Source organism: Paenochrobactrum glaciei (genome assembly GCF_039522165.1).
Taxonomy (GTDB): Bacteria; Pseudomonadota; Alphaproteobacteria; order Rhizobiales; family Rhizobiaceae; genus Paenochrobactrum; species Paenochrobactrum glaciei.
Genome location: NZ_BAAADE010000002.1, coordinates 20,144 through 43,500, shown reverse-complemented (window position 1 = coordinate 43,500; position 23,357 = coordinate 20,144). Strand labels below are relative to the sequence as shown.

General features: G+C 49.6%; 23 protein-coding genes and 1 tRNA gene. 19 read left to right on the top strand and 5 right to left on the bottom strand.

The features are described from left to right. Nucleotides 1-286: 286 nt before the first annotated feature. The 3 genes from yihA (at nucleotide 287) to ABDZ76_RS06505 (ending at nucleotide 2,691) form a co-directional block, all read left to right on the top strand. On the top strand, nucleotides 287-931 hold the full coding sequence (gene yihA, locus ABDZ76_RS06515; protein ID WP_374844583.1) for a ribosome biogenesis GTP-binding protein YihA/YsxC: 645 nt from the start codon (nucleotides 287-289) through the stop codon (nucleotides 929-931). Between the two features lie 91 nt (nucleotides 932-1,022). After that, nucleotides 1,023-1,919: an acetylglutamate kinase gene (gene argB / locus ABDZ76_RS06510; protein ID WP_343803317.1), complete on the top strand. Its 897-nt coding sequence runs from the start codon at nucleotides 1,023-1,025 to the stop codon at nucleotides 1,917-1,919. A 76-nt stretch (nucleotides 1,920-1,995) separates the two neighbouring features. Then, nucleotides 1,996-2,691: a pyrimidine 5'-nucleotidase gene (locus ABDZ76_RS06505; protein ID WP_343803313.1), complete on the top strand. Its 696-nt coding sequence runs from the start codon at nucleotides 1,996-1,998 to the stop codon at nucleotides 2,689-2,691. Nucleotides 2,692-2,745: 54 nt separating this feature from the next. Here ABDZ76_RS06505 and ABDZ76_RS06500 read toward each other — a convergent pair whose 3' ends face one another. Next, nucleotides 2,746-3,585 carry an LOG family protein gene (locus ABDZ76_RS06500; RefSeq protein WP_343803310.1) on the bottom strand — a complete coding sequence of 280 codons (840 nt, stop codon included), beginning with the start codon at nucleotides 3,583-3,585 and terminating at the stop codon, nucleotides 2,746-2,748. A gap of 194 nt (nucleotides 3,586-3,779) precedes the next feature. On the opposite strand from ABDZ76_RS06500, the gene dapD reads away from it, so the two are divergent. Beyond that, a complete protein-coding gene (gene dapD / locus ABDZ76_RS06495) occupies nucleotides 3,780-4,634 on the top strand; it encodes a 2,3,4,5-tetrahydropyridine-2,6-dicarboxylate N-succinyltransferase (RefSeq protein ID WP_343803307.1) in 855 nt (284 codons plus the stop codon). A 214-nt stretch (nucleotides 4,635-4,848) separates the two neighbouring features. Beyond that, nucleotides 4,849-5,460 (top strand): hypothetical protein, encoded by a 612-nt coding sequence (locus ABDZ76_RS06490; RefSeq protein WP_343803305.1) that lies wholly within the window; start codon nucleotides 4,849-4,851, stop codon nucleotides 5,458-5,460. Here ABDZ76_RS06490 and truA read toward each other — a convergent pair. From truA to def, 3 genes are read right to left on the bottom strand one after another with little or no spacing between them, the layout of a single operon-like run. Continuing rightward, nucleotides 5,457-6,212, bottom strand: a complete 756-nt coding sequence (gene truA / locus ABDZ76_RS06485; protein ID WP_184219493.1) for a tRNA pseudouridine(38-40) synthase TruA — start codon at nucleotides 6,210-6,212, stop codon at nucleotides 5,457-5,459. The two genes, ABDZ76_RS06490 and truA, sit on opposite strands and share 4 nt — an antisense overlap. A 3-nt stretch (nucleotides 6,213-6,215) precedes the next feature. Then, the gene (gene fmt, locus ABDZ76_RS06480) at nucleotides 6,216-7,136 is read right to left on the bottom strand and encodes a methionyl-tRNA formyltransferase (protein WP_343804692.1); all 921 of its coding nucleotides are present in this window, start codon (nucleotides 7,134-7,136) and stop codon (nucleotides 6,216-6,218) included. Nucleotides 7,137-7,141: 5 nt separating this feature from the next. Beyond that, complete coding sequence (gene def, locus ABDZ76_RS06475; RefSeq protein ID WP_184219496.1) at nucleotides 7,142-7,672, bottom strand: peptide deformylase; 531 nt, start codon at nucleotides 7,670-7,672, stop codon at nucleotides 7,142-7,144. Between the two features lie 112 nt (nucleotides 7,673-7,784). Here def and ABDZ76_RS06470 point away from each other — a divergent pair, with 112 nt between their 5' ends. Continuing rightward, on the top strand, nucleotides 7,785-9,008 hold the full coding sequence (locus tag ABDZ76_RS06470; RefSeq protein WP_343803298.1) for a DNA recombination protein RmuC: 1,224 nt from the start codon (nucleotides 7,785-7,787) through the stop codon (nucleotides 9,006-9,008). A gap of 68 nt (nucleotides 9,009-9,076) precedes the next feature. Here ABDZ76_RS06470 and ABDZ76_RS06465 read toward each other — a convergent pair whose 3' ends face one another. Then, nucleotides 9,077-9,883: an undecaprenyl-diphosphate phosphatase gene (locus ABDZ76_RS06465; protein ID WP_343803295.1), complete on the bottom strand. Its 807-nt coding sequence runs from the start codon at nucleotides 9,881-9,883 to the stop codon at nucleotides 9,077-9,079. A 259-nt stretch (nucleotides 9,884-10,142) separates the two neighbouring features. On the opposite strand from ABDZ76_RS06465, the gene ABDZ76_RS06460 reads away from it, so the two are divergent. The 13 genes from ABDZ76_RS06460 (at nucleotide 10,143) to ggt (ending at nucleotide 23,343) form a co-directional block, all read left to right on the top strand. Further along, entirely contained in the window at nucleotides 10,143-10,835 is a 693-nt protein-coding gene (locus ABDZ76_RS06460; RefSeq protein WP_343804690.1) for a glutathione S-transferase family protein, read from the top strand. Next, nucleotides 10,816-11,970, top strand: a complete 1,155-nt coding sequence (gene queG / locus ABDZ76_RS06455; RefSeq protein WP_343803292.1) for a tRNA epoxyqueuosine(34) reductase QueG — start codon at nucleotides 10,816-10,818, stop codon at nucleotides 11,968-11,970. Before ABDZ76_RS06460 ends, queG begins: the two co-directional genes overlap by 20 nt. 2 nt (nucleotides 11,971-11,972) lie before the next feature. Further along, on the top strand, nucleotides 11,973-12,857 hold the full coding sequence (locus tag ABDZ76_RS06450) for an SDR family oxidoreductase (RefSeq protein ID WP_343803289.1): 885 nt from the start codon (nucleotides 11,973-11,975) through the stop codon (nucleotides 12,855-12,857). Between the two features lie 28 nt (nucleotides 12,858-12,885). Continuing rightward, on the top strand, nucleotides 12,886-13,818 hold the full coding sequence (gene mepA, locus ABDZ76_RS06445; protein WP_343803286.1) for a penicillin-insensitive murein endopeptidase: 933 nt from the start codon (nucleotides 12,886-12,888) through the stop codon (nucleotides 13,816-13,818). 199 nt (nucleotides 13,819-14,017) lie between these two features. Next, the gene (locus ABDZ76_RS06440; RefSeq protein WP_343803283.1) at nucleotides 14,018-14,401 is read left to right on the top strand and encodes a methylglyoxal synthase; all 384 of its coding nucleotides are present in this window, start codon (nucleotides 14,018-14,020) and stop codon (nucleotides 14,399-14,401) included. Nucleotides 14,402-14,442: 41 nt separating this feature from the next. Continuing rightward, nucleotides 14,443-15,474, top strand: a complete 1,032-nt coding sequence (locus ABDZ76_RS06435) for a glucokinase (RefSeq protein WP_343803281.1) — start codon at nucleotides 14,443-14,445, stop codon at nucleotides 15,472-15,474. 20 nt (nucleotides 15,475-15,494) lie between these two features. Continuing rightward, on the top strand, nucleotides 15,495-17,525 hold the full coding sequence (locus ABDZ76_RS06430) for an ABC transporter ATP-binding protein (protein WP_343803278.1): 2,031 nt from the start codon (nucleotides 15,495-15,497) through the stop codon (nucleotides 17,523-17,525). Continuing rightward, a complete protein-coding gene (gene dapB, locus ABDZ76_RS06425) occupies nucleotides 17,522-18,358 on the top strand; it encodes a 4-hydroxy-tetrahydrodipicolinate reductase (protein WP_343803275.1) in 837 nt (278 codons plus the stop codon). The genes ABDZ76_RS06430 and dapB overlap by 4 nt, the downstream gene beginning before the upstream one ends. A 34-nt stretch (nucleotides 18,359-18,392) precedes the next feature. After that, a complete protein-coding gene (locus ABDZ76_RS06420) occupies nucleotides 18,393-19,013 on the top strand; it encodes a 2,3-bisphosphoglycerate-dependent phosphoglycerate mutase (protein WP_343803272.1) in 621 nt (206 codons plus the stop codon). 173 nt (nucleotides 19,014-19,186) lie between these two features. Continuing rightward, nucleotides 19,187-19,273 (top strand) — tRNA-Leu (locus ABDZ76_RS06415). Nucleotides 19,274-19,800: 527 nt separating this feature from the next. Continuing rightward, entirely contained in the window at nucleotides 19,801-21,432 is a 1,632-nt protein-coding gene (locus ABDZ76_RS06410; protein ID WP_343803269.1) for an L-lactate permease, read from the top strand. 12 nt (nucleotides 21,433-21,444) lie between these two features. Beyond that, nucleotides 21,445-21,642: a hypothetical protein gene (locus tag ABDZ76_RS06405; RefSeq protein ID WP_343803266.1), complete on the top strand. Its 198-nt coding sequence runs from the start codon at nucleotides 21,445-21,447 to the stop codon at nucleotides 21,640-21,642. Nucleotides 21,643-21,687: 45 nt separating this feature from the next. After that, nucleotides 21,688-23,343, top strand: coding sequence for a gamma-glutamyltransferase (ggt, locus tag ABDZ76_RS06400; RefSeq protein ID WP_343803263.1), 1,656 nt, complete (start codon nucleotides 21,688-21,690; stop codon nucleotides 23,341-23,343). Nucleotides 23,344-23,357 lie beyond the last annotated feature (14 nt).

The window sequence follows — 23,357 nt, the reverse complement described above, 5'->3', positions numbered from 1 at the left end:
CGGTATAAGAATAAAAGCCCCTGTCTTCACAGGGGCTTTTTTTACATCATTTTTAATTGCATAGTTGACAAGCGAGCTATTAAGCTTGATGCCAACATGTAAGATAAAACACCTTCTGAACTGGACATCTAAGTTGAGCAAACAAGATAAACCTACATCCAAAAACTTGAGCTCTGCTTCTCCGGCTTCAGCTAAAGCATCCACAGCTGCAAAAGCACCTGTGGTCAATATTACCTCTTCCAATGTCGGCGAACTGCTTGCCCGCGAAGAAGCTGCGCGTCAGGCTTTGATCAATGAAGGCCGCCTGCTTTTTGCCAAAAGCTGGATTTTCATTCGCGGCGTTCCTTCGATGAAGTTTCTGCCTGCTGAAGGCCCTGTTGAAATTGCATTTGCCGGACGCTCCAATGTCGGCAAATCTTCGCTCATCAATGCATTGGTGACGAAAAAAGGCTTGGCTCGTACCTCGAACACGCCGGGTCGGACACAAGAGCTCAACTATTTTGTGCCGGATGGTTATTCTGGTGAAGATGGCGACCTGCCACCGCTCGCCCTCGTCGATATGCCGGGTTACGGTTTTGCCGAAGCGCCTAAATCGCAGGTCGATGCGTGGACACGACTGGTATTTGATTATTTGCGCGGCCGTACCACTTTGAAGCGCGTTTATGTGCTGATTGATTCGCGTCACGGCATCAAAAAGAACGATGCCGAAGTGCTCGACCTCCTCGATAAAGCTGCGGTCTCCTACCAGATCGTGCTGACCAAAATTGACAAGATCAAACCGGCCGGTATTCCGCGCCTGATGGAAGAGACCAAGAAGCTCACCATCAAACGCGCTGCCTGCTTCCCTGGCATCATTGCCACTTCTTCAGAAAAAGGCATCGGTTTTGAAGAATTACGCGCTGCCATCGCGCTTGTTGCCAAAGAAGCCTGATTGATCAGAAAAGACCAGTTGAAGCATTCCGTCAGGAATGCTTTTCTGTAATGAATCACTTTTATGTCCGTTTGCTGCTATGGATAATGTAATGACCAATACACCTGAACAGAATGCCGAAGTACAAGCTCAACTTTTATCCGCAGCACTGCCATATATGCAGCGTTACGAGAATAAAAATGTCGTGGTGAAATATGGCGGTCACGCCATGGGCAATCCGGAACTCGGTAAAGCCTTTGCCCGCGACATCGCGCTGCTCAAACAATCCGGCATCAATCCGATTGTCGTTCATGGCGGCGGCCCGCAGATTCAAGCCATGCTCACCAAGCTCGGCATTGAATCGCGCTTTGAAGGCGGCTTGCGCGTCACTGACGAAAAGACCGTCGAAATCGTGGAAATGGTACTGGCCGGTTCCATCAACAAAGAAATCGTCGCGCTTATCAATGCTGAAGGCGAATGGGCGATCGGTCTTTGCGGTAAAGACGGCAATATGGTTTTTGCTGAAAAAGCACGTAAAACTGTTGTTGATCCGGATTCAAACATCGAGCGCGTACTCGATCTTGGTTTCGTTGGTGAGCCGGTTGAAGTTGATCGCACATTGCTTGATCTGCTTGCCCGCTCCGAAATGATCCCTGTCATCGCGCCGGTTGCACCGGGTCGTGACGGCCATACCTACAATATCAATGCCGATACTTTTGCCGGTGCTATTGCCGGCGCTTGTAAGGCGACACGTCTGCTGTTCCTCACCGATGTTCCGGGCGTTTTGGACAAAGACAAAAACCTGATCAAAGAATTGTCGATTGCTGACGCCAAAGCTTTGATTAAAGACGGCACTATTTCCGGCGGCATGATCCCTAAAGTGGAAACCTGCATTGAAGCCATCAATCGCGGTGTTGAAGGTGTGGTTATCCTCAATGGTAAAACCCCGCATTCCATCCTGCTTGAACTCTTCACCGAGCGTGGTGCCGGCACGCTGATCGTACGCTAAAAATTTTCAAGCGTTTCTTGTCTGTGGCAGCCGGTATTTTAACAATGCCGGCTGCTTGATTTTTATTGAGGATACGATGACCAACAAGCCGGATGCTCAAGCTTTTTCCCACATTACTGATTGGGTGTTTGATCTCGACAACACGCTCTATCCGCATGAAACCAATTTGTTTTCTCAAATTGATGTGCGGATGACAGCCTATATTCGAGAGCTTTTACAGCTCGACCATGATGATGCACGCAAACTACAAAAGCAGTTCTACCGTGATTATGGCACCACGCTCAGAGGCTTGATGGAAGTCCACAGTATCGATCCTGATGACTTTCTGATGAAAGTGCATGATATTGATTATACATGGCTAAAGCCTGATCCGGATTTGGCGGTTACACTCAAACAATTGCCCGGTCGCCGGTTTATCTTCACCAATGGCGACCGCACCCATGCGGAGCGTGCAGCCAGTCAGCTTGGTATTCTTGATTGCTTTGATGATATTTTTGACATTGTTGCAGCCGATCTGACACCCAAACCGGCACAAGCCACTTATGACGGCTTTTTGCAGAAATTCTCCGTCGACCCGACAAAATCAGTGATGTTTGAAGATCTCGCGCGTAATCTCACAGTGCCTAAAAATCTTGGCATGAAAACCGTGCTGATTGTACCGAATAATTTCGAGCCGACTTTTTCAGAAATCTGGGAAAGCGACAAAGGCTTTACCGATGAAGTGGACTATGTAACCGATGATATCGGTACATTCCTGAAATCAGTTCTCTGATAAAACAGATAAAAAAAGACGGCTGATTTTTAATCAGCCGCCTTTTTATTGTGCTTAAAGCGAATAGAAGCGCTTCACTTCATCCCATGCTTCATCTGCCGTATCGACAAAGGTCAGAAGATCAACATCGGATGGTGAAATTGTCCCCTGCTCGGCCAGATAATCAATATTGATTGCCTTGCTCCAGAACTCTTTGCCAAACAGCAGCAAAGGCACAGGATCCATGCGGTTGGTCTGGATCAGCGTCATTGTTTCAAACAGCTCATCCATCGTTCCGAAGCCACCCGGAAAAACTGCAAAAGCCTTGGCGCGCATCAGAAAGTGCATTTTGCGGATCGCGAAATAATGGAAGTTGAAGCACAGTTCCGGTGTGACATAGAGATTGGGCGCCTGCTCATGTGGCAGCACAATATTCAAACCGATGCTCGGTGCACCGACATCCTGCGCACCGCGGTTGCCCGCTTCCATCACACCGGGGCCGCCACCTGTTACAACAACAAATTCACGATAATAAGTGGTTGCCGAATATTCGGAACACATACGCGCAAATTGGCGTGCTTCTTCGTAATATTTGGCATTGGCTTCCAGATTTTTCTTCTGCAACTCATTTTTGGCAGCCCAGGCTTCGCCGCCCGGCTCCGGAATACGCGCACCACCAAACAGCACAACAGTTGATTTTACGCCGCGATCTTCCAGCACCATTTCAGGCTTAAGCAATTCCAATTGCAAACGAACCGGACGCAATTCACGTCGTGTCAGAAAATCATTATCCGTAAAAGCCAAACGATAAGCATCTGATGTGGTTTGTGGGGTTACAGGCACTTCAGCAGCCTGCTTCACAGCTTCCTGTGAGTTCGGAAATGGCGTCCAACCGTTTTTTTCAATCGGATTCATATGTTATCCTGTCTCATTCCAGTTATTTCACATCATCACTCAACGATGCATAGCATTAGATGCGCGAATAAAAAAATCATTCTGAGTTTTTAGATCAAGATTGCGTGTGCTTTGTGTTTCCATTATCCATAAATCATAAGTCTTATTTTAATTACGGTCGCAGTGTTTAGCTGCTCACAAAAAAGTCTCAAACAATGAAACATCCTGATTTAAATTCTCTGCAAAACATCATTGAAAATGCATTTATGCAAGCAGAAGCTATTACGCCTGATACCAAAGGTGAAATTCGTGATGCTGTAGAACATGCCCTGCAATTACTGGGTGAAGGCAAACTACGTGTCGCAGAAAAACAAGCAGACGGTAACTGGCATACCCATCAATGGCTGAAAAAAGCCGTACTTCTTTCTTTCCGTCTCAAGCCGATGGCATTGATCAGCGGCTCGCCTGACCAATCATCATGGTGGGATAAAGTGCCATCCAAATTTGATGGCTGGGGTGAACAAGAGTTTCAGCAGGCTGGCTTCCGTGCTGTGCCTAATTGTGTGGTCAGACATTCGGCCTATATCGCACCAAAGGCTGTGCTGATGCCGTCCTTCGTCAATGTCGGCGCCTATGTGGGCGAAGGCAGCATGGTGGATGCCTGGGCAACCGTTGGCTCATGCGCACAGATCGGCAAACATGTGCATCTTTCAGGCGGTGTAGGCATTGGCGGCGTTTTAGAGCCATTGCAGGCAGGCCCGACCATCATTGAAGACCATTGCTTTATCGGCGCACGCTCCGAAGTCGTGGAAGGCTGCATTATCCGCGAAGGTGCTGTGCTTGGCATGGGTGTTTTCATCAGCCAGTCCACCAAGATCGTTGACCGCGAAACCGGCAGCATCACCTATGGCGAAGTGCCGCCCTATTCGGTCGTGGTTGCAGGTGCATTACCGGGCAAAATGATGCCAAATGGTCAGCCGGGCCCAAGCCTTTATTGTGCGGTTATTGTCAAACGCGTTGATGCGCGTACCCGTTCAAAAACATCGATCAATGATCTTTTGCGCGATTAAAACCAGCTGACGCCTACAAAAAAAGACGAGGACAAAGTCCTCGTCTGATAGGGGGATGTAAACCGATATTAAAACTTTACATCGACTGGAGAATTAATAAATAACCGCGAAACATGCCGCCAATAAGGCAAGCACTATCGGTTGTATTTTTGCGTTTATTTTCCTAAACTTAAAGCCAATTCTTCCCCGCCGCGCCAGTTAAGGTTTGTGAACTTTGCCAACAATCGACACAATTTACCGCTATTTTTACGGCGTCTGGCGTATGATGACCGGCAAGCCGGATGGTTTTGCCTATCTTGATATTTCAGCCGATGGTTTCTGGCGTTCTTTTTACGCCATCCTTGTCAGCCTGCCGCCACTGCTTGCTGGTTGGGTTGCCTATGCCGCAGAACTCACCGGCGGCGGGCGTGAAGAAACCGCGATGCGCTTATCCATCGTTATCAAAGCGGCCATTGTCGATATTACGGCATGGATTTTGCCGATCTTTCTGCTGGGTCTCGTTGTCAGCAAAATCGGCATTGCTAAACGCTTTGCCCCTTATGTCATTGCCAGCAATTGGGGCACGGCTTTGCTGGCATGGGCTTTTGCACCCATCAGCCTGTGGCAATTATTCATGCAACAGCGCAGCGATACTTTAACCTTTGTCTCGCTTGGCTTTATGATTGTCATTATCATGATGAGTTATCGCTTAACGCGGGTTGCGCTGCAAAAGCCAACAGGTTTTGCCCTGCCCTTTTATATCGCCATGTTCATGCTGTCGTTTTTCATCACACTCGCATTACAGGAACTTTTCGGCATCAACTACGATTTTAACGCCGGTTATTAAACCGGATCGTCGTAATCCACACCGATCAGATAAAGCCCGTAAGGAGGGGCAACAGTGCCGCAACGCGAACGCTCGCGTGCTTCCAGTGCTGCAACCAGATCATCTTTTGTCCAGCGGCCGGAACCGACTTCCATCAGGCTGCCGGCAAGTGAGCGCACCTGATTATGCAGGAAAGAACGCGCGGATGCCCGAATTTCAATGATCTCACCATTGCGTGTCACATCCAGCCGATCAAGTGTTTTGATCGGGCTTTTGGCCTGACATTGGGTGGCACGGAAAGTCGTGAAATCATGCTCGCCGAGCAGCAGTTGTGCAGCCTCGTGCATTTTTTCATGATCAAGCGGCTTCGACACCCACCATGCACGATTGAGATCAATGCTTAATGGCGGGCGGCGATTGTGAATACGATAGAGATAATGACGGCCACGGGCAGAAAAACGCGCATCAAAATGATCAACCGTTTTCTGCACATTGATAATGCTGACCGTTTCCTGCCATTGCGCAAGATGAGCGTTCAAGGCTTCACGGATTTTGCCTGCCGACCAGTCACGTTCCAGATCCACATGCACAGTCTGTGCTAAAGCATGCACACCTGCATCGGTACGCCCGGCTGCGCCAAGCGTTAAATCCTGACCGGTAAAACGCTTGAATGCCTGCTCAATAGCAGCCTGAATGGTGTGACCATTTTCCTGCCGCTGCCAGCCGACATAAGCAGTGCCGTCATATTCAACCGTTAACCGATAGCGTGGCATGCTTTAAAGCACCCGCAAATCGGCAACACCGCGCAAAAATTCGGATGCCTGCAAGGCTTTGCCACCAGCACGCTGCAAGGTCAGCAATTGCACAGCCCCCTCGCCGCAAGCAATGGTCAGCTTATCATCAAGAATTGTACCGGCTGCGCCGGAACCTTCTGCCAGATGGGAGCGCAAAATTTTAACGCGTTCCACTTTGCCGCCAATTTCCATCTCGCACCAGCTGCCCGGAAAAGGCGACAAGCCACGAATGGTATTATGAACGGTTACCGCAGGCTTAGACCAATCAATGCGTGCTTCCGCCTTGTCGATTTTGGCAGCATAAAGCACACCGTCTTCTTCCTGCTCACGCAGTGCCAGACTTTCACGCTCCAAAGCACCCAGCGCACGGATCATCAGATCAGCGCCGGTCATGCTCAGTTTATCATGCAATTCACCGGTGGTCATATTTTCGGTGATCGCTACTTTTTCAACCATGGCGACAGGGCCGGTATCCAGCCCCTCGTCCATTTTCATAATCATCATGCCGGTTTCTTTATCACCGGCCATAATCGCACGCTGGATCGGTGCTGCACCGCGCCAGCGCGGCAAAAGCGAAGCATGACCATTATAGCAGCCAAGGCGCGTGCCTTCCAAAATCGGCAGCGGCAGCAGCAAACCATAAGCCACAACAATAGCGACATCAGCTTCCAGCTCGCGGAATTTTTGCTGCTCTTCCTCAGAGCGCAGGCTTTTAGGCGTAAAGACAGGAATGCCGAATTCTTCCGCTTTTTGATGAACCGGTGTCTTGGTCAATTCCAGACCACGACGCCCTGCGGCACGCGGCGGCTGCGAGTAAACCGCAACCACTTCATAACCATGTCCGATAATGGCGGTGAGAACAGGTACGGAAAAATCCGGTGTTCCCATGAAAACGACACGCAGTGACATTACAAAACCTGACTATTTTGCTGGCGTTCTTTGGCGATTTTTTTAAATTTCTTAATCACCATATCGCGTTTCAGCTTGGAAATGTGATCAATAAACAAGACGCCGTCCAGATGGTCAATCTCGTGCTGAATGCAAGTTGCCATCAGCTCGTCAACTTCCATTTCCTGTGGCTTGCCCTGAACATCCTGATATTCCACACGCACCCGTGCCGGACGCTCTACTTCGGCATAATAATCCGGAATAGACAAACAGCCTTCTTCATAAATGCTGCGCTCATCGGATGAGTGCACGATCTTTGGATTAACAAAGATATGCGGCGCTTTTTCTTCGCCCTCGCGTGCCAGATCAATCACCACCAAACGGATCGGCTCACCGACCTGAATAGCAGCCAGACCGATACCAGGTGCATCATACATGGTATCAAACATATCATTGGCAAAAGCCTGCAACTGGCCGTCAAAACGCTCAATCGGTTTTGACACCAAACGTAATACAGGATCGGGTAAAATAATCAGTGGTTTTATCGACATGGGTTTCACCTAATTGTTACAAGTTACCACGTCAATGCTCGTGAACGGCCGAATGATAAAATGTTCTCGTTTTGATCTCTTAATTCATGCGCGAATCGGTTAAAGCATATGTATGGAAAACACAAATAGCCTGACACAGCCAGTTTTTCAGCTTGGCCAATATCAATTTTCAGCGGGATTTTTGCTTGGCGCAATTTTTCTGACCGTCATTCTTATGGCTGTCCTGTTTATATGGATGGGCAGTCGTAATGCTAAAAACGCGCTGATTGCCGAAATGATGGCTGAAGAACGCGCCCGTGACGCAGAAATGCGCATGGCTGAAATTTTGAAAAGTCAGGCCGAAATGCAAGGCCGGATGCAAACCATGGCGGAAGTGTTCGGCTCACGCCAGTCCGAACTTAATCAATCGATCCGTGAACGGCTCGACGGCATGACCAACCGTCTCGGCCACACAATGAACGAGCAAACCAAATCAACGCATGAAAATCTCGCCAAGCTACAAGAGCGGCTGGCGGTGATTGATACGGCACAAAACAACATTCAGTCACTGGCCGGTCAGGTGGTGCAGTTGCAGGCAATTCTGGCTAACAAACAAAGCCGTGGCGCTTATGGGCAAGCACGCATGGAAGCAATCATCAGTGATGCTCTGCCGCAAGGGCTTTATGAGTTTCAATCAACACTTTCCAATGCCACCCGCCCTGATTGCCTCATTCGCATGCCCAATAATGCGCCGTCACTGGTGATTGATGCCAAATTTCCGATGGAAGCATGGACAGCGGTGCGTGAGGCCAAAAGTGCCGATGCACAAAAGCAAGCCGCTCAACAATTCCGCCGCGATATTGAAGTTCATATTAAAGATATCTCGGACAAATATCTGATTGCCGGTGAAACGCAGGATACAGCCTTTTTATTCGTGCCGTCAGAATCGGTTTTTGCCGATATTCACGAGCATTTTTCATCGCTCATCCAAAAAGCCCATCGCGCCCGCGTGGTGATTGTTTCACCGTCGCTGCTGATGCTGTCAATCCAAGTGATACAGTCGGTGTTGAAAGATACCCGTATGCGGGAACAGGCGCATCTTATCCAAGCCGAAGTTATGCGCCTGATGGAAGATATTGCACGCCTTGATGAGCGCGTGCGCAAATTACAAACACATTTCCAGCAAGCCAATAAAGATATTGATGATATTCTGATCTCATCATCGAAAATCAGCCGACGCGGCGAAAAGATTGAAACATTGGAACTTGGTAGTCCTACAACGCCCAATGCCTCTGCCCCGACCGAGCAAAACGCATCCGCATCACAGTGGCATTTACGCCTGGTTGATGATGAATAAATCCGGTTTTCAGGATATAAAACCAAATAAAATGCCGGTTAAATCACTTTAACCGGCATTTTTAATTTTTATCCCCAGACCATCAGTGCGGCCATACCAGCGGCACCGACAATCAAGCGCCACCAGGCAAAAAGCTTGAAGCCGTGACGCGAAACATAGTCGAGCAAATAGCGCACAACAAAAACGCCGGAAATGAAGGCCATCACAAAACCAACAGCAATCAGCGCACCATCATTAAAGGAGAGCTGATTATGGGTTTTATAAAGGTCATAAGCAAAGGCACCCGCCATTGTCGGCATGGCCAGAAAGAATGAAAACTCTGCCGCAGAACGCTTATCCGCCCCAAGCAACAAAGCACCAACGATAGTGGAACCTGAACGGGACACGCCCGGCACCATTGCCAGACATTGCACAAAGCCAATAATCAGGCACATCGGCAGCGAGAAATCCATCGCATTATGATAGCGCGGTTTCAGATCCAGTCTGTCGACCCAGAGCAGAATAAATCCGCCCAAAATCAGCATGATGCACACCAGCATCGGCGTTTCAAACAGCACTGTTTTAATAAACCCATGTGCCAGAGCGCCAATCACCGCTGCCGGCAAAAAAGCCACAAGCACGCCCAGCACAAAGCGGCGCGTTTTTGCATCACTGGAAAAATCGCGCAGCAACTTCATGATTTTTGCAGCATAGACGCTCAAAATTGCAAGAATTGCACCAAGCTGCACCAGCACTTCAAAGGATTTTCCGGCTGATTCAAAGCCCAAGAAATGTCCGACCAGCAGTAAATGCCCGGTCGAGGACACAGGTATAAACTCGGTCATACCTTCCACGAGGCCTAAAAAACCTGCTTCGAGAAAATTATAGATGTTCATAAACTGCTGCCTTTTGTCACTTGAGCGTATAAAAATGCTCATTGACCACATTTTAAACATGAAAGCTTAACAATAATTTCAGCATAAATGCCTATCAGGTTATTTTACGGAAAAACATTTCCTTCCTTTTTTGCACCCTAATCCTTGTCGACGGGTTCCGGCAGCTCAATATAACGGAAACGCTTCATGCTGTTTCTGTTATGAAAATCATATTGAGTTTATACGGAATCCATATTTGAAAGTGTTGTTGCCTGCGGTCATGCTTACGCTTTTTCATCATCCAATGTCGTCCGGTTCACGCTATACCCGTCTTATTCTCAATGAATATGACGTTGATGCTGAGCTGATCGAAGAACGTCCATGGGCTCGACGCCAAGAGTTTCTGGCGATTAATCCGGCCGCAACTTTGCCGGTTTTGCTGGCTGAAAATGACCTTCCGGTCATTGGCGCTTCGGTGATTGCCGAATATCTCGATGAAACGCGTGGTGCCTTAAAGCGCAATCGCCGTCTGTTGCCGGAAAGTCCGATGGAGCGCGCCGAAGTGCGCCGCCTTGTCGATTGGTTTCTGGTCAAGTTTGAAAATGAAGTGACCCGCCATCTTGTGCGCGAGCGTGTCTATAAATTGCAGATGTCGGCAGAGGTAGGCGGCAGTGCGCCTGATTCGACCGCAATCCGTGCAGCACGCACCAATATTCGCCAGCATATGAAATATCTGGACTGGCTGGCAGCAACCCGCGACTGGCTGGCTGGCGGTCATGCCACATATTCTGATATGGCAGCGGCAAGCGCTATTTCCATTTTGGATTATTTGGGCGAAATTGACTGGGCTGAAACACCAGCGGCACGGGATTGGTATGCGCGGATGAAATCGCGCCCTTCTTTCCGGCCCCTGTTAAACGACCGGATTCGTGGACTGGCGCCGGTGGCACATTATGGTGACCTTGACTTCTGACGACAAAGAAACGGCCAAAAAGCTGAAACTCAAGAACCTGCTGGCGGATGAAGCCCGCGCAGCAGGTTTTGATGTTGTGGCTTTTACCCATCCAGGCTCCATTCCGCAGGCGCCTGTGCGCTTGCGTGAATTTATCGATAACGGCTACCACGCCGATATGGACTGGATGGTAGAAACCGAAGAGCGTCGCGCCAATCCGCAAACTCTGTGGTCGGAAGTTCGCACCATTGTCATGCTCGGCATGAATTACGGCCCTGAGCATGACCCGATGGAAGTGCTGAAACACAAAGACCGCGGTGCAATTTCGGTTTATGCCCAAAATCGTGATTATCACGACATCATCAAAGGCAAGCTTAAACATGTGGCCAGCCGCTTCATTGCGCGAGCAAGCGGCGCAGTTAAAGTGTTCGTCGATACGGCACCGGTGATGGAAAAGCCGCTAGCCGCCGCAGCAGGTATGGGCTGGCAGGGAAAACATACCAATCTGGTGAGCCGAGATTATGGTTCGTGGTTGTTTTTAGGCTCTATTTTCATCACGCTGGATTTGCCGCCTGATGAACCCAACCGCAGCAATTGCGGCTCATGCCGTGCCTGTCTTGATGCCTGTCCGACCAATGCTTTTCCTGAACCTTTTAAAATTGATGCCAGACGCTGCATTTCATATCTGACGATTGAGAATAAAGGCCCGATACCGCACGAATTTCGTGAGAAAATCGGCAATCATATTTATGGTTGCGATGATTGTTTATCGGCTTGTCCGTGGAACAAATTTGCTGTCAGCGCACAAGAGATTAAACTTCGGGCGCGCGAGGACTTACGCAGTCCCTCGCTGCAATTTCTGCTGACCTTAAATGATGCCGAATTTCGTACATTTTTCTCCGGTTCCCCGATCAAGCGCATCGGCCGCAATCGCTTTTTGCGCAATGTTTTAATCGCTGCGGGTAATTCCGGTGACCAGCAATTTGTCAAACCATTGGAAGAGCATCTCAATGATCCCGAACCTTTGGTGCGCGGCACATCGGTCTGGGCTTTACGGCAATTATTGAGCGCAGATAAAGTTACCCAATTACAGCAGCACTATGCTAAAGATGAAACCGACCCATATGTTTTAGATGAATGGAACAGGTGCCAGTAATTATGCGGATTTTTCTTATCGGTGCAGGTTATTCAGCCCAATATTTTGCAAAAAAAATGCAACCCCATGCACAAGCAATCTATGGCACCACTCGTTCACAAGAAAAATTCGACGACCTGAAGCATTGTGGTATCGAGCCTTTATTATTTGCACCTGATGCGCTCGACCCGCATTTTGCTGAGCATTTAAAAAACGCTACCCATATTGTTATCTCAGCCGCCCCTTCTAAAGAAGGCGACCCTGCGATCAAACATGTTAAACAAGCACTTGCAACGCCTGACAATAATATTGAATGGATCGGCTATCTTTCCACTGTCGGCGTTTATGGCGACCATCAAGGCGCACTCATTGATGAAACCGCATCCTGCAATCCGTCCGCTCAACGCTCCACCGAGCGGATAGAAGCAGAAAAACAATGGCTCGCCTTAGGTGATGAGCAACAAATACCGGTAGCGATTTTGCGCCTTTCCGGCATTTATGGCCCTAACCGCAATGCTTTTGTTAATCTGGAGCGCGGCACTGCGCGCCGTATCATTAAGAAAGACCAGATTTTCAACCGCATCCATGTGGAAGACATTGCCGGTGCGCTCAAACATTTAAGCACGCAGAAAATTGCCGGTATTTTCAACATTACCGACAATGAACCTGCGCCGCCACAGGATGTGGTCACCTTTGCCGCCACTTTGATGGGCGTGACACCGCCGGAAGAAATTGCTTTTGAAACGGCTGAAATGACGCCGATGGCACGCTCTTTTTATGGCGAAAACAAACGGGTTTCTAATAAAAAAATAACCGAAACCGGTTATCAATTTATCTATCCTGACTATCGCACTGCTTTTACTGCTATGTGGGAACAATCAAACTGGCGCTCCCACCAGAATTCATGATTTTTTCTTTTTCATTTGGAAAATCCATATGTCTGAAAAATATAAGTTTTTAAAATTTGCCGCCACTGTGCTGACCCTTTTAAGCCTCGGCACGACTGTGACGGCAAATGCCCAAACCAAAGACCAGCCTGCAAAACAGGCTTTCGGCGCAATGAAACTGCCAAATCTGAATGCCAATCCGCAGGCAATCGGCTTTTACTCCAAAGGCTGTGTGTCCGGTGCGGTTGCCATGCCGATTGACGGCCCAGACTGGCAAGTGATGCGTTTGTCACGCAACCGCAATTGGGGGCATCCAAATCTGATTGCCATGTTGCAACAGCTTTCACGCGATGCCAAGAAAGATGGCTGGAACGGCTTGTTGGTCGGTGACATTTCACAACCTCGCGGTGGTCCGATGCTGACCGGCCACGCATCCCATCAGGTCGGGCTTGATGCCGATATCTGGCTCAGCCCAATGCCAAAGCAGCGCTACAACAACCAGCAGCGTGAAGATGTTTCGGCCATCTCGATGCTGAAAGATAACAGCCTTTATGTTGACCCGAAAAAATGGACCGACAGCCGCACCGCATTGCTGAAACATGCTGCCTCCCACCCGCAGGTCGAGCGTCTTTTTGTGCATCCGGGCATCAAAAAGCAACTTTGTGATACGGTTACCGGTGACCGTTCATGGCTTGGTAAAGTGCGCCCCTATTGGGGACATCATTATCATTTCCACATTCGCATGAGCTGCCAGCCGGGTTCACCCAACTGCAAACCACAAGACAAAGTCGCCAAGGGTGATGGTTGCGATAAATCACTGGCATGGTGGTTTACAGATGAGCCATGGAAACCAGCCAAACCTTCAGATAAGCCTGCGCCTAAACCACAACCGATGATGGTTTCGGCATTGCCGAAAGCCTGTGCTGCTCTGCTAGGTGAGCCCTCACCCGCATCAGCGGCTGAGGTGACGCTTAATCCGTAACGCACACAAACAAACCGACAAAGGGCTGGTCAATGACCAGCCCTTTCTTTTGGCACATATGTAAGCTATAGATTTCAAACGATTTAAGCATGGTTTTGCGTGACATAAAAAATAGCAATTTTCATGCTAGCAACAAATGCGGATTACCTCTTGCCGTTCATATCCGGCAAAACATATGTTTGATGAAGGGTCGATAAAATTGGTTAAAACAACACGTATAGCTCTGATTGCCCATGATCAGAAAAAGAATGATATAGTTGATTTTGCCAAAACCCATCAGGCACAATTAGCCGCTTATGACATTGTTGCGACAGGCACCACCGGCGGCTTGATTAAAGATGCCTGCCCGATCCTGAATATTGAGCGTGTTAAAAGCGGGCCTTTGGGCGGCGACCAGCAAATCGGTGCCATGATCGCCGAAAGCACAGTGCAGATGTTGATTTTCTTTATCGATCCACTGTCACCACTGCCCCATGATGTGGATGTCAAAGCCCTCACTCGCCTTGGCAGTGTTTATAATTTGCCAATGGCATTAAACCGCGCAACCGCTGAAATGCTGATTAAAGCGCTGCCTGAGAAGTAAAAAACAATAAATTTTCCATTTGATAGCTGACGGGACATCTGATGCCTGATAATTTTGATAGCGAACCCTTTTTTAAATTTCCTGTTCTTGTTGGCGATATCGGCGGCACGCATGCTCGGTTTGCCATTTTGGTCGATGCCCATGCCCAGCCACGCGAATTTCCAGTGGTCAATACCGCCGATTATACCAGCATTGATGAAGCCATTCAAAATGCGGTTTTAAACCACACATCGTTGCAGCCACGCTCGGCGGTGCTTGCCGTTGCGGGGCCTGTGGACGGTGACGAGATTGAGCTGACCAATTGCCCGTGGATTGTGCGGCCAAAGCAACTAATTGCCACCATGACCTTTGAGGATGTAACCATTCTTAATGATTTTGAGGCGCAAGCCCTTGCTGCGGTTTCTCTTGACAGCCAGTATCTGGAACAAATCGGCGGCAAATCCGGTGAGATTAAAGCCACCCGCGTTGTGCTTGGCCCCGGCACAGGTTTGGGTGTTGCCGGACTTTTGCGCGCTCATCGCGCATGGATTCCGGTTCCCGGTGAAGGCGGACATATTGATTTAGGGCCACGCACCAAGCGCGATTATGAAGTTTTCCCGCATATCGAAACCATTGAAGGCCGTATCGCCGCCGAACAGATTCTCTGTGGTCGTGGCTTGTGCAATCTTTATAAAGCTATTTGCGCTGCCGATAATATCAAACCGGTTTTAAACACACCGGCAGACATTACCGCCGCAGCGCTCAATGAAAGCAATGCACAAGCTGTGGAAACACTGGAACTGTTCTCAGCCTATCTCGGACGGATTGCCGGTGATCTGGCACTTATTTTTATGGCACATGGCGGTGTTTATCTCTCTGGCGGAATTTCTCAGAAAATTGCTGCAATCTTGAAAAAAGGTGCATTCCGCGCCAATTTTGAAGATAAAGCGCCGCATTCGCACATTATGCGCGATATTCCGGTATATGTGATTACCCATCAGCTGGCAGCGCTCAATGGTCTTTCAGCTTTTGCCCGCAGCCCTGCCCGTTTTCAGGTTGCCACTGAAGGCCGTCGCTGGATCAGCGCTGAATAAAATTTAATTGCACAAAATAAATGGCCACGCTTTTGGCATGGTCAACAGGCTCTGATAAGGTTATAGGAAATGCTGTCGAAGGTGGAAGTAAAATTCTGTCTGCGGCCGGCCGCCGGAACCTCTTGCTTTCAGGCTTAAATGCCGCAAGCATTGGTGACAGCATTTTCAACCGCAAACAGCCTTGGGCATCCCAAAGCTTTTGCCTCACGAAAAGTGCCTATAGCTTGATTAAACGGAAGAAAAAAAAGAAGATCGATCCCAGCGAAGCCAGCAGTATCATTCGCCGCGTTTTATCAGAAAACGCGCGTGATTATAAAGGTACTTATGCGATAACTATTGTTGCGTTGCTTTTGGTAGCGTTGAGCAGTGGCTTTCTGGCGTTCCAGATGGAACCTGTCATCAATAAGATTTTCTATGAACAGCGCCTTGATCTCATCCCGATCATTTGCGGCACCCTTTTGCTGGCCTTTATCGTACGCGGTATGGCAAGCTATGTGCAGTCTGTTCAACTGGCCAAGATCGGTAATAATCTGGTCGCGCGTTATCAAAAACGCATGTTCGACCATTTGATGAAACTTGGCCTCGATTTTTACAGCGATGCCCGCTCTGGCCATCTGGCAGCACAAGTCAATCAAAATGTTAACGGTATCCGTGACGTGATGAGCATCACCATTACGTCGATTACACGTGATGTGATCGGTCTTGTTGGTCTTGTGGCTGTAATGTTTTACAAGGATCCGATGCTGTCGCTTGTGGTCTTCCTCATCGGCCCGCCGCTGATTTATGCGGTATCTTATATTTCACGCCGCATCCGCTCCGTAACCCGTGAACTGGTTGACCTCAACTCGCATCTACTTGGTGCGATGCAGGAATCCGTACAAGGTATTGCCATCGTCAAAGCCTTTACGATGGAAGACCAGCTGCGCGGCAAACTTTACAACCTTATTGATCGCTCTGAAGAACGCTCCAATAAAATCGCCCGCGTTTCTGAACGCACCACGCCGATTTCTGAAATTCTGGCTGGTTTTGCTGTTGCTGGTGTGCTGGCCTATGGTGGTTACCGCGCCATTATCAATCAGGAACCACCAGGCGCAATGTTCGCCTTTATTACGGCTTTGCTGCTTGCCTATGATCCGGCTCGCCGCCTTGCACGTTTGCAGGTGGGGCTTGAACGTGCGCTCGTCAATGCGCGTATGATTTACGAAATCCTCGACATTGAGCCACACCAAGCTGATGCGCCGGATGCACACACGCTCGAAGTTACCAAAGGTGACATTCGTTTTGATGATGTGCATTTTTCTTATGGCGATACGGAGGTTCTGCACGGCATCAGCTTTGCAGCACAATCCGGCAAAGTCACCGCTGTTGTCGGTGCGTCTGGTGCCGGTAAATCAACATTGATTGCCCTCACACAGCGTTTTTATGACATCGACAGCGGTAAAATCCTTATTGATGATCAGGATATTGCCAAGGTTACCAAGACATCGCTGCGTCATCAGATCGCTTATGTTTCACAACAGCCATATTTGTTTGAAGGCACTATCGCAGACAATATCCGTTATGGCCGTCCTGATGCGACAGACGCCGAAATTCTGGAAGCTGCCAAGCTTGCCCATGCCGATGAATTTATCGTACAACAGCCAATGGGCTATGACACGCCGGTTGGTGAAAATGGCGTCACGCTTTCGGGCGGTCAGCGTCAGCGCCTGTCCATTGCCCGTGCCATTATCCGCAACGCTCCTATCCTGCTTCTTGATGAAGCAACATCAGCGCTCGATAATGAATCGGAAAAACGTGTTCAGCAGGCGCTTGAACATGTGATGCAGGGACGCACAACCATCGTGATTGCGCATCGCCTTTCCACAATTGTCAATGCCGATCACATCGTGGTTATGGAAAACGGCTATGTGGTTGAAGAAGGCATTCACAATAAGCTCATCACCATCGAAAACGGCATTTATGCCCGCTTCTACCAGCTGCAAAGCGGCAAATCCGGTGATGCGCTCACAGACGAACAAATCAATGAAAAGACTTCAGGAGAACAAATATGAGCGGGGCGAGTGAACAAACCACCGATATGGGGCTGGTGATTGTAGGAGCCGGTGGCCGTATGGGTCAGGCTCTCATCCGCATCATTGCCGAAGTTGATGGTGTGCGTGTTGCTGCCGCTATCGAGCGTAAAGGCTCGCCGCTCATCGGTCGCGATGCCGGTGAACTTGCAGGTCTGGGGCCAATCGGCGTGGCTATCACAGATGATCCTCTGGCAGCGTTCTCCAAAGCAGATGGCGTATTGGATTTCACCCGCCCTGAGGCAACCGTTGAATATGCCGGCTATGCCGCGCAAGCGCGTATTGTTCACATCATCGGCACCACGGGTTTAAGCGCAGAAGATGATGAAAAAATCGCAGCCGCTGCGCGTCATGCGACAATCGTCAAATCCGGTAATATGAGCCTCGGCCTCAACCTGCTTGCAGGTCTGGTCAAAAAAGCGGCTGCCGCCCTTGATCCAAAAGATTTCGATATTGAAGTCCTTGAAATGCACCACAAGCATAAGGTTGATGCACCATCCGGCACTGCTTTGATGCTGGGTCAGGCTGCCGCTGATGGCCGTCATGTCAATCTGGATGAAGTGAGCCAGCGCGGTCGTGATGGTATTACCGGTGCCCGTGAAACCGGCACTATCGGCTTTGCCAGCCTACGGGGCGGCTCCGTTATCGGTGAACATTCTGTCATTCTGGCAGGCCCTTCCGAGCGCATCACACTGGCACACAGCGCTGAAGACCGCGGCGTATTTTCCCGCGGTGCCATTAAAGCTGCATTGTGGGCAAAGGGTAAAAAACCAGGCCTTTATTCCATGTTCGATGTTCTTGGTCTTAACGACTGATCATCACCTTTAACTTTCAAGGAGCGCATAAGACATGTCCCGCACTCTCGTTCTCGTCCGTCACGGCCAAAGTGAATGGAACCTCAAGAACCTTTTCACCGGCTGGCGTGATCCTGGTCTGACAGAACAAGGCCATGCCGAAGCGAAAGCTGCTGGCGAACGCCTCAAGGCAGCAGGTCTGAAGTTTGACATTGCTTACACCTCTGATTTGTCGCGTGCGCAGGTAACCTGCCAGCATATTCTTGACCAGCTTGGCCAGTCGGATTTGCAGACCATCCGCGATCAGGCACTCAACGAGCGTGATTATGGCGACCTTTCCGGCCTCAACAAAGATGATGCACGTGCCAAGTGGGGCGAAGAACAAGTGCATATCTGGCGCCGCTCGTATGACGTGCCACCTCCGGGCGGTGAAAGCCTGAAAGATACCGGTGCACGCGTATGGCCTTATTACCTGCACAAAATCCAGCCGCATGTATTGCGCGGTGAAACAGTGCTGGTTGCCGCTCACGGTAACTCACTACGTGCCCTCATCATGGCGCTTGATGGCCTGACCAGCGAAGAAATTCTCTCTCAGGAACTCAATACCGGCGTGCCGATCATTTACAAGCTGAACGCCGATTCGACTGTAGCATCCAAAGAGGTGCTCTCAGCCTGATTAAGTCCTTCAAATATAATGCCATTCAAACAATTTCCGGTGCTCAAAAAGCATCGAAAAACGGTTGGATGGCATTATTTTTATCTTTTTACACAAGACTGACTAAAAATTATCATAAGTTTGCAAAAAGCCGGTTGACAGCGGGCGTTTAGCCCCTTAAACGGATCACCAACGCCCAGATGGCGGAATTGGTAGACGCACCAGCTTCAGGTGCTGGCGCTCGCAAGGGCGTGGAGGTTCGAGTCCTCTTCTGGGCACCATTCCTAAGTCTTCAGACCACTACCAAGGTCCAGAAGCATCTCAAAAAGCCCGCGCAAGTGGGCTTTTTTGTTGCCCGGTTTTTCCTCATCATGCACATCAGAAAACAGCAATCGCCGTGGTTTCACCCTACCCGATTGACAACAAGCCATGCGTGCTCATAGGCATAAAATCATTTCCATCAATATAATTACAATCAGTTTTATAATTACTACAGACAACAACAAAAGATATTCAAACTATACTTTGATACAAATTTAAAGACACAAAACAAAGAATGTTCACGATTTAATCCGTTGAAATAAAAAGATTTTTTAAATCGAATATATGTCAGTTATCACGAATAGTTGATAATTTACCCCTTAACCATTTGTGATAACCTTAATTTTAGATAGTAATATCATTGTTTTCAATAAGATTGATTACGATCAATGAATGCTTTTTATTATATGAAATGAATATCTGAGTGCATAAAAACCATGCCATCCCCCATTCTCCTCACCGAGATTAGCAAAATAGTGGTATATAGATGTCATTAGATTTAAACTTACTACACTGGCTGTTGGCTGCTGCCCCCATAGTAGCCCTGATTGTCCTCATGGTCGGCATGAACTGGACAGCGCAGCAGGCCGGTACAACAGGTATCTTTATCGCGGCAGGTGTCGCGGTATTTGCCTTTGAAGCTTCAACACGCGCTCTTGCCGTGGCCTCTGCCCGCGGTATCTGGGATGCCGTGCCAATTCTCTATGTCATCTGGCCTGCACTGCTGCTGTATCAGATCATGAATCAGTCCGGCGGTTATGATGCTCTGCGGCGCGGTATTTCGCGTATGTCCCGCAATGAGCTTTTTATCATTGTCGCACTGGGCTGGGTTTTCACTTCCTTCCTGCAAGGGATTGATGGCTTCGGCACACCGATTGCCGTTGTTGCGCCTCTGCTGGTCGCTTTTGGTATGCGTCCTGTTTATGCGGTTGCCATTCCGATCATCGCGCATATTTGGGCAAAATTTTACGGAACTCTCGGTGTCGGCTGGCTTGCAACTTTGCAGGTCGTCGAAATGGATGCCACCACAACCCTCTCCATGGGCTTACAGGCAGCTATCCTGATTGCCATTCAGTCCGTGCTTGGTGGCTTCATGGTGGTGTGGATGTATGGTCGTGGCGCAGCGGTTCGCGCTGGCTGGCCGCTCGTTCTCATCATCGCAGGCATTCACAGTATCGGCCAGTTTCTGGTGGTCTTTATTGATCCGATTTTGGCCGCTTTCTTACCTGCTGCGCTTGCCATGCTCGCGCTTTATCCATTATCACAATGGTCACGCTACAAAGAAGCGGATGCCAGCATTGTTGAACGTCCTGCCATGCGTGAAGAAGCGCATCTGGAAGAAAACAGCGCCGAGCCACCAATGGATATCGTTGCTGCCTTCTCGCCTTATGCTCTCCTGACCATTCTGGCATTGGCAACATCGCTGATCGATCGTCTGCATGCATGGCTTTATATTCCAAGCTTCGGCCTGCCTTTCCCTGCGATTACAACAGGTATGGGTGTTGAAACAGCAGGCACTGCCAGCTATTCGCCGCTACATATGTTTGCCCATCCGGGTGCAACCATCACCGTGACAGCACTTGTCACCTGGTTCTGTTTCACCAAGCTTGGCTATTTCAAGCAATGGGCAAAAGCCACCGGCAAAGAAATGCCGGGCGTTGTTAAAGGCCTGTTTGCGAGTGCTGTTCCGGCTTCTGTTCCGATCATTGCCTTCCTCGTTATGGCGTCGATCATGAAACTGTCCGGCCAGAACACTATGCTCGCCCTTGGTATTGCAGCTATTGCTCCGGCCTATGTGTTTGCGTTCCTCGCCAATGGTATTGGAATCTTAGGTGCCTTTATCACTTCCAGCTCGACCTCCTCGCAGGTTCTGTTCTCAGAATTGCAGGTCAATCTGGCTGAAGCAAAAGGCCTGCCGCCTTCAACCATTCTGGCTGCACAAAGTGCCGGTGGTGCCATTGGTAATGCTATTGCCCCTGCCAATGTGGTGATGGGCGCAAGTACAACCGGTATCAACGGTCAGGAAGGTGCAATCTTGCGTAAAACAATGCCATGGACAATCGCGGCATTCGTTCTGACAGGTATTGCCACCGTTATCCTCGTTTTGATCGTACAATAAAGGAGACAGATTATGATTAAGCGCATTCTGCAAAATCGTTTGTCTTACCTGAGCGTTTCATTCGTGCTGTTCATCGTGGCGCTGCCATTGGTCAGCCTTGGCACCACGAATGATTGGCGCCTGATGTCGACAATCGGCATGGTGGCATTAAGCATTGCCGCCATCATCCCCCCGCTACAGCGTGTGCTGTTTCCTCCCAAAGCTAAGTAAGCGACTAAACAGTCATCTACTTTTAAAATGAATGAAGGATTTGATATGATTAACGCTGATGGACCAAGAACCGGCAGACCGGCAGTTTTTGCCAAGCGCGGCATGGTCAGCTCCCCCCATTATCTGGCTTCCGCTTCCGGTCAGGAAGCGCTTCGTCGCGGTGGTAGCGCTGTCGATGCCGCCATTGCTATCAATGCCACCCTTTGCGTGGTTTACCCGCATATGGCCGGTCTTGGTGGTGATGCCTTCTTGCTGATCGCAGGTGGCAAGGCTTCCGGTGTTGAGGCCATTGAAGCAACAGGCCCTGCTGCCAAACTTGCCACCCGCGAGTTTTATAAAAAACACGGCCATACCGACCAGATCCCGATGCGCGGCGCACTGGCAGCGCTTACAGCACCGGGCGTTGTTGACGGCTGGCGCCTTGCACATGAACGCTATGGAAAGCTGCCTTGGGCAGATCTTTTTGCCGATGCTATCCACTATGCCCGTCATGGCATGGCGGTCACCCGTTCGCTCGCCGACTGGCTGGTAACGGATGAAAGAATCCTCAATGCAGACGCCGATATGGCACGTATCTTCTTGCCAAAAGGCAAGCCACAACGTGACGGCGAGTTTATGGCTCAGCCGGAACTGGCAAAAACCTTTGACTATCTGGCTGAACATGGCGCGCGCAAAGGCTTCTATGAAGGCCCGATCGCTCAGGAAATGGCCAAATCGCTCGAAGCACAGGGCTCGCCGCTGCGCTATGAAGATTTTGCCAATTACCATGCTAATTGGGCAGAGCCGATCACCTCAACCTATCGCGGCTATGATGTGTTCCAGCTGCCTCCGGCAACACAAGGCTTTGCAGCCCTGCAAATCCTTAATCTGCTGGAGCAATATGATGTCAAATCATGGGGCTACAACACTGCTGCTTACTATCACCACATGGTGGAAGCAGTTAAGGTTGCCTTTGCTGACCGTGACGAATGGCTGAGTGACCCGAAACACGTTAAGATCCCGCTCGATACATTCCTTTCCAAGGACTATGCAGCCAAACGCAAGCAGCTCATCAATGATGAAACTGTACTGGGCTTTAACGAGATCGAACCGGGTGTCAAACATGGTGGTAATTTTGCCCACCGCGCACCGGACGGTGATACAGTTTACTTCTGTACCGCTGACGCAGACGGCATGATGGTTTCCAATATCCAGTCGATCTATCACGACTTCGGTGCTGCTGTGATTGCCGGCAATACCGGTATTATCATGCAAAACCGTGGCTCGTTCTTTGCGCTGGATGAAAAACATCCGAACTGTCTGGAAGCTGGCAAGCACACTTTCCACACCATCATTCCGGCCATGTTGATGAAAGATGGCAAGCCGGTGATGGCCTATGGCACCATGGGTGGCGAAGGCCAGCCGCAGACACAAGCCGCAATGATCACCCGTATGATCGACTTCGGCTTTAACGTGCAGCAGGCAATCGAAGCGCCGCGCTGGCTGATGGGACGCACATGGGGCACGGTATCGCGTGATCTGGTGCTGGAATCACGTATGCCCGAAGAAGTTATCCGTGAACTGCGTCTGCGCGGTCATCCGGTTAAAATGGCCAGCGGCTGGGAAGGCACTCTCGGCCATGCTCAAGCTATCCGCAAACATGCTGATGGCTATGAAGGCGGTGCTGACCCACGCGGCGACGGCATGGCGCTCGGCTTCTAAACACATAAAAAGAC

Excerpts from the sequence above, each read along its gene's own strand:
- argB (WP_343803317.1), top strand. The coding sequence starts at position 1,023 with ATGACCAATACACCTGAACAGAATGCCGAAGTACAAGCTCAACTTTTA.
- ABDZ76_RS06505 (WP_343803313.1), top strand. The coding sequence starts at position 1,996 with ATGACCAACAAGCCGGATGCTCAAGCTTTTTCCCACATTACTGATTGG.
- ABDZ76_RS06500 (WP_343803310.1), bottom strand. The coding sequence starts at position 3,585 with ATGAATCCGATTGAAAAAAACGGTTGGACGCCATTTCCGAACTCACAG.
- dapD (WP_343803307.1), top strand. The coding sequence starts at position 3,780 with ATGAAACATCCTGATTTAAATTCTCTGCAAAACATCATTGAAAATGCA.
- truA (WP_184219493.1), bottom strand. The coding sequence starts at position 6,212 with ATGCCACGCTATCGGTTAACGGTTGAATATGACGGCACTGCTTATGTC.
- def (WP_184219496.1), bottom strand. The coding sequence starts at position 7,672 with ATGTCGATAAAACCACTGATTATTTTACCCGATCCTGTATTACGTTTG.
- ABDZ76_RS06470 (WP_343803298.1), top strand. The coding sequence starts at position 7,785 with ATGGAAAACACAAATAGCCTGACACAGCCAGTTTTTCAGCTTGGCCAA.
- ABDZ76_RS06465 (WP_343803295.1), bottom strand. The coding sequence starts at position 9,883 with ATGAACATCTATAATTTTCTCGAAGCAGGTTTTTTAGGCCTCGTGGAA.
- ABDZ76_RS06460 (WP_343804690.1), top strand. The coding sequence starts at position 10,143 with ATGCTTACGCTTTTTCATCATCCAATGTCGTCCGGTTCACGCTATACC.
- queG (WP_343803292.1), top strand. The coding sequence starts at position 10,816 with ATGGTGACCTTGACTTCTGACGACAAAGAAACGGCCAAAAAGCTGAAA.
- ABDZ76_RS06450 (WP_343803289.1), top strand. The coding sequence starts at position 11,973 with ATGCGGATTTTTCTTATCGGTGCAGGTTATTCAGCCCAATATTTTGCA.
- mepA (WP_343803286.1), top strand. The coding sequence starts at position 12,886 with ATGTCTGAAAAATATAAGTTTTTAAAATTTGCCGCCACTGTGCTGACC.
- ABDZ76_RS06435 (WP_343803281.1), top strand. The coding sequence starts at position 14,443 with ATGCCTGATAATTTTGATAGCGAACCCTTTTTTAAATTTCCTGTTCTT.
- ABDZ76_RS06430 (WP_343803278.1), top strand. The coding sequence starts at position 15,495 with ATGGCCACGCTTTTGGCATGGTCAACAGGCTCTGATAAGGTTATAGGA.
- dapB (WP_343803275.1), top strand. The coding sequence starts at position 17,522 with ATGAGCGGGGCGAGTGAACAAACCACCGATATGGGGCTGGTGATTGTA.
- ABDZ76_RS06420 (WP_343803272.1), top strand. The coding sequence starts at position 18,393 with ATGTCCCGCACTCTCGTTCTCGTCCGTCACGGCCAAAGTGAATGGAAC.
- ABDZ76_RS06410 (WP_343803269.1), top strand. The coding sequence starts at position 19,801 with ATGTCATTAGATTTAAACTTACTACACTGGCTGTTGGCTGCTGCCCCC.
- ABDZ76_RS06405 (WP_343803266.1), top strand. The coding sequence starts at position 21,445 with ATGATTAAGCGCATTCTGCAAAATCGTTTGTCTTACCTGAGCGTTTCA.
- ggt (WP_343803263.1), top strand. The coding sequence starts at position 21,688 with ATGATTAACGCTGATGGACCAAGAACCGGCAGACCGGCAGTTTTTGCC.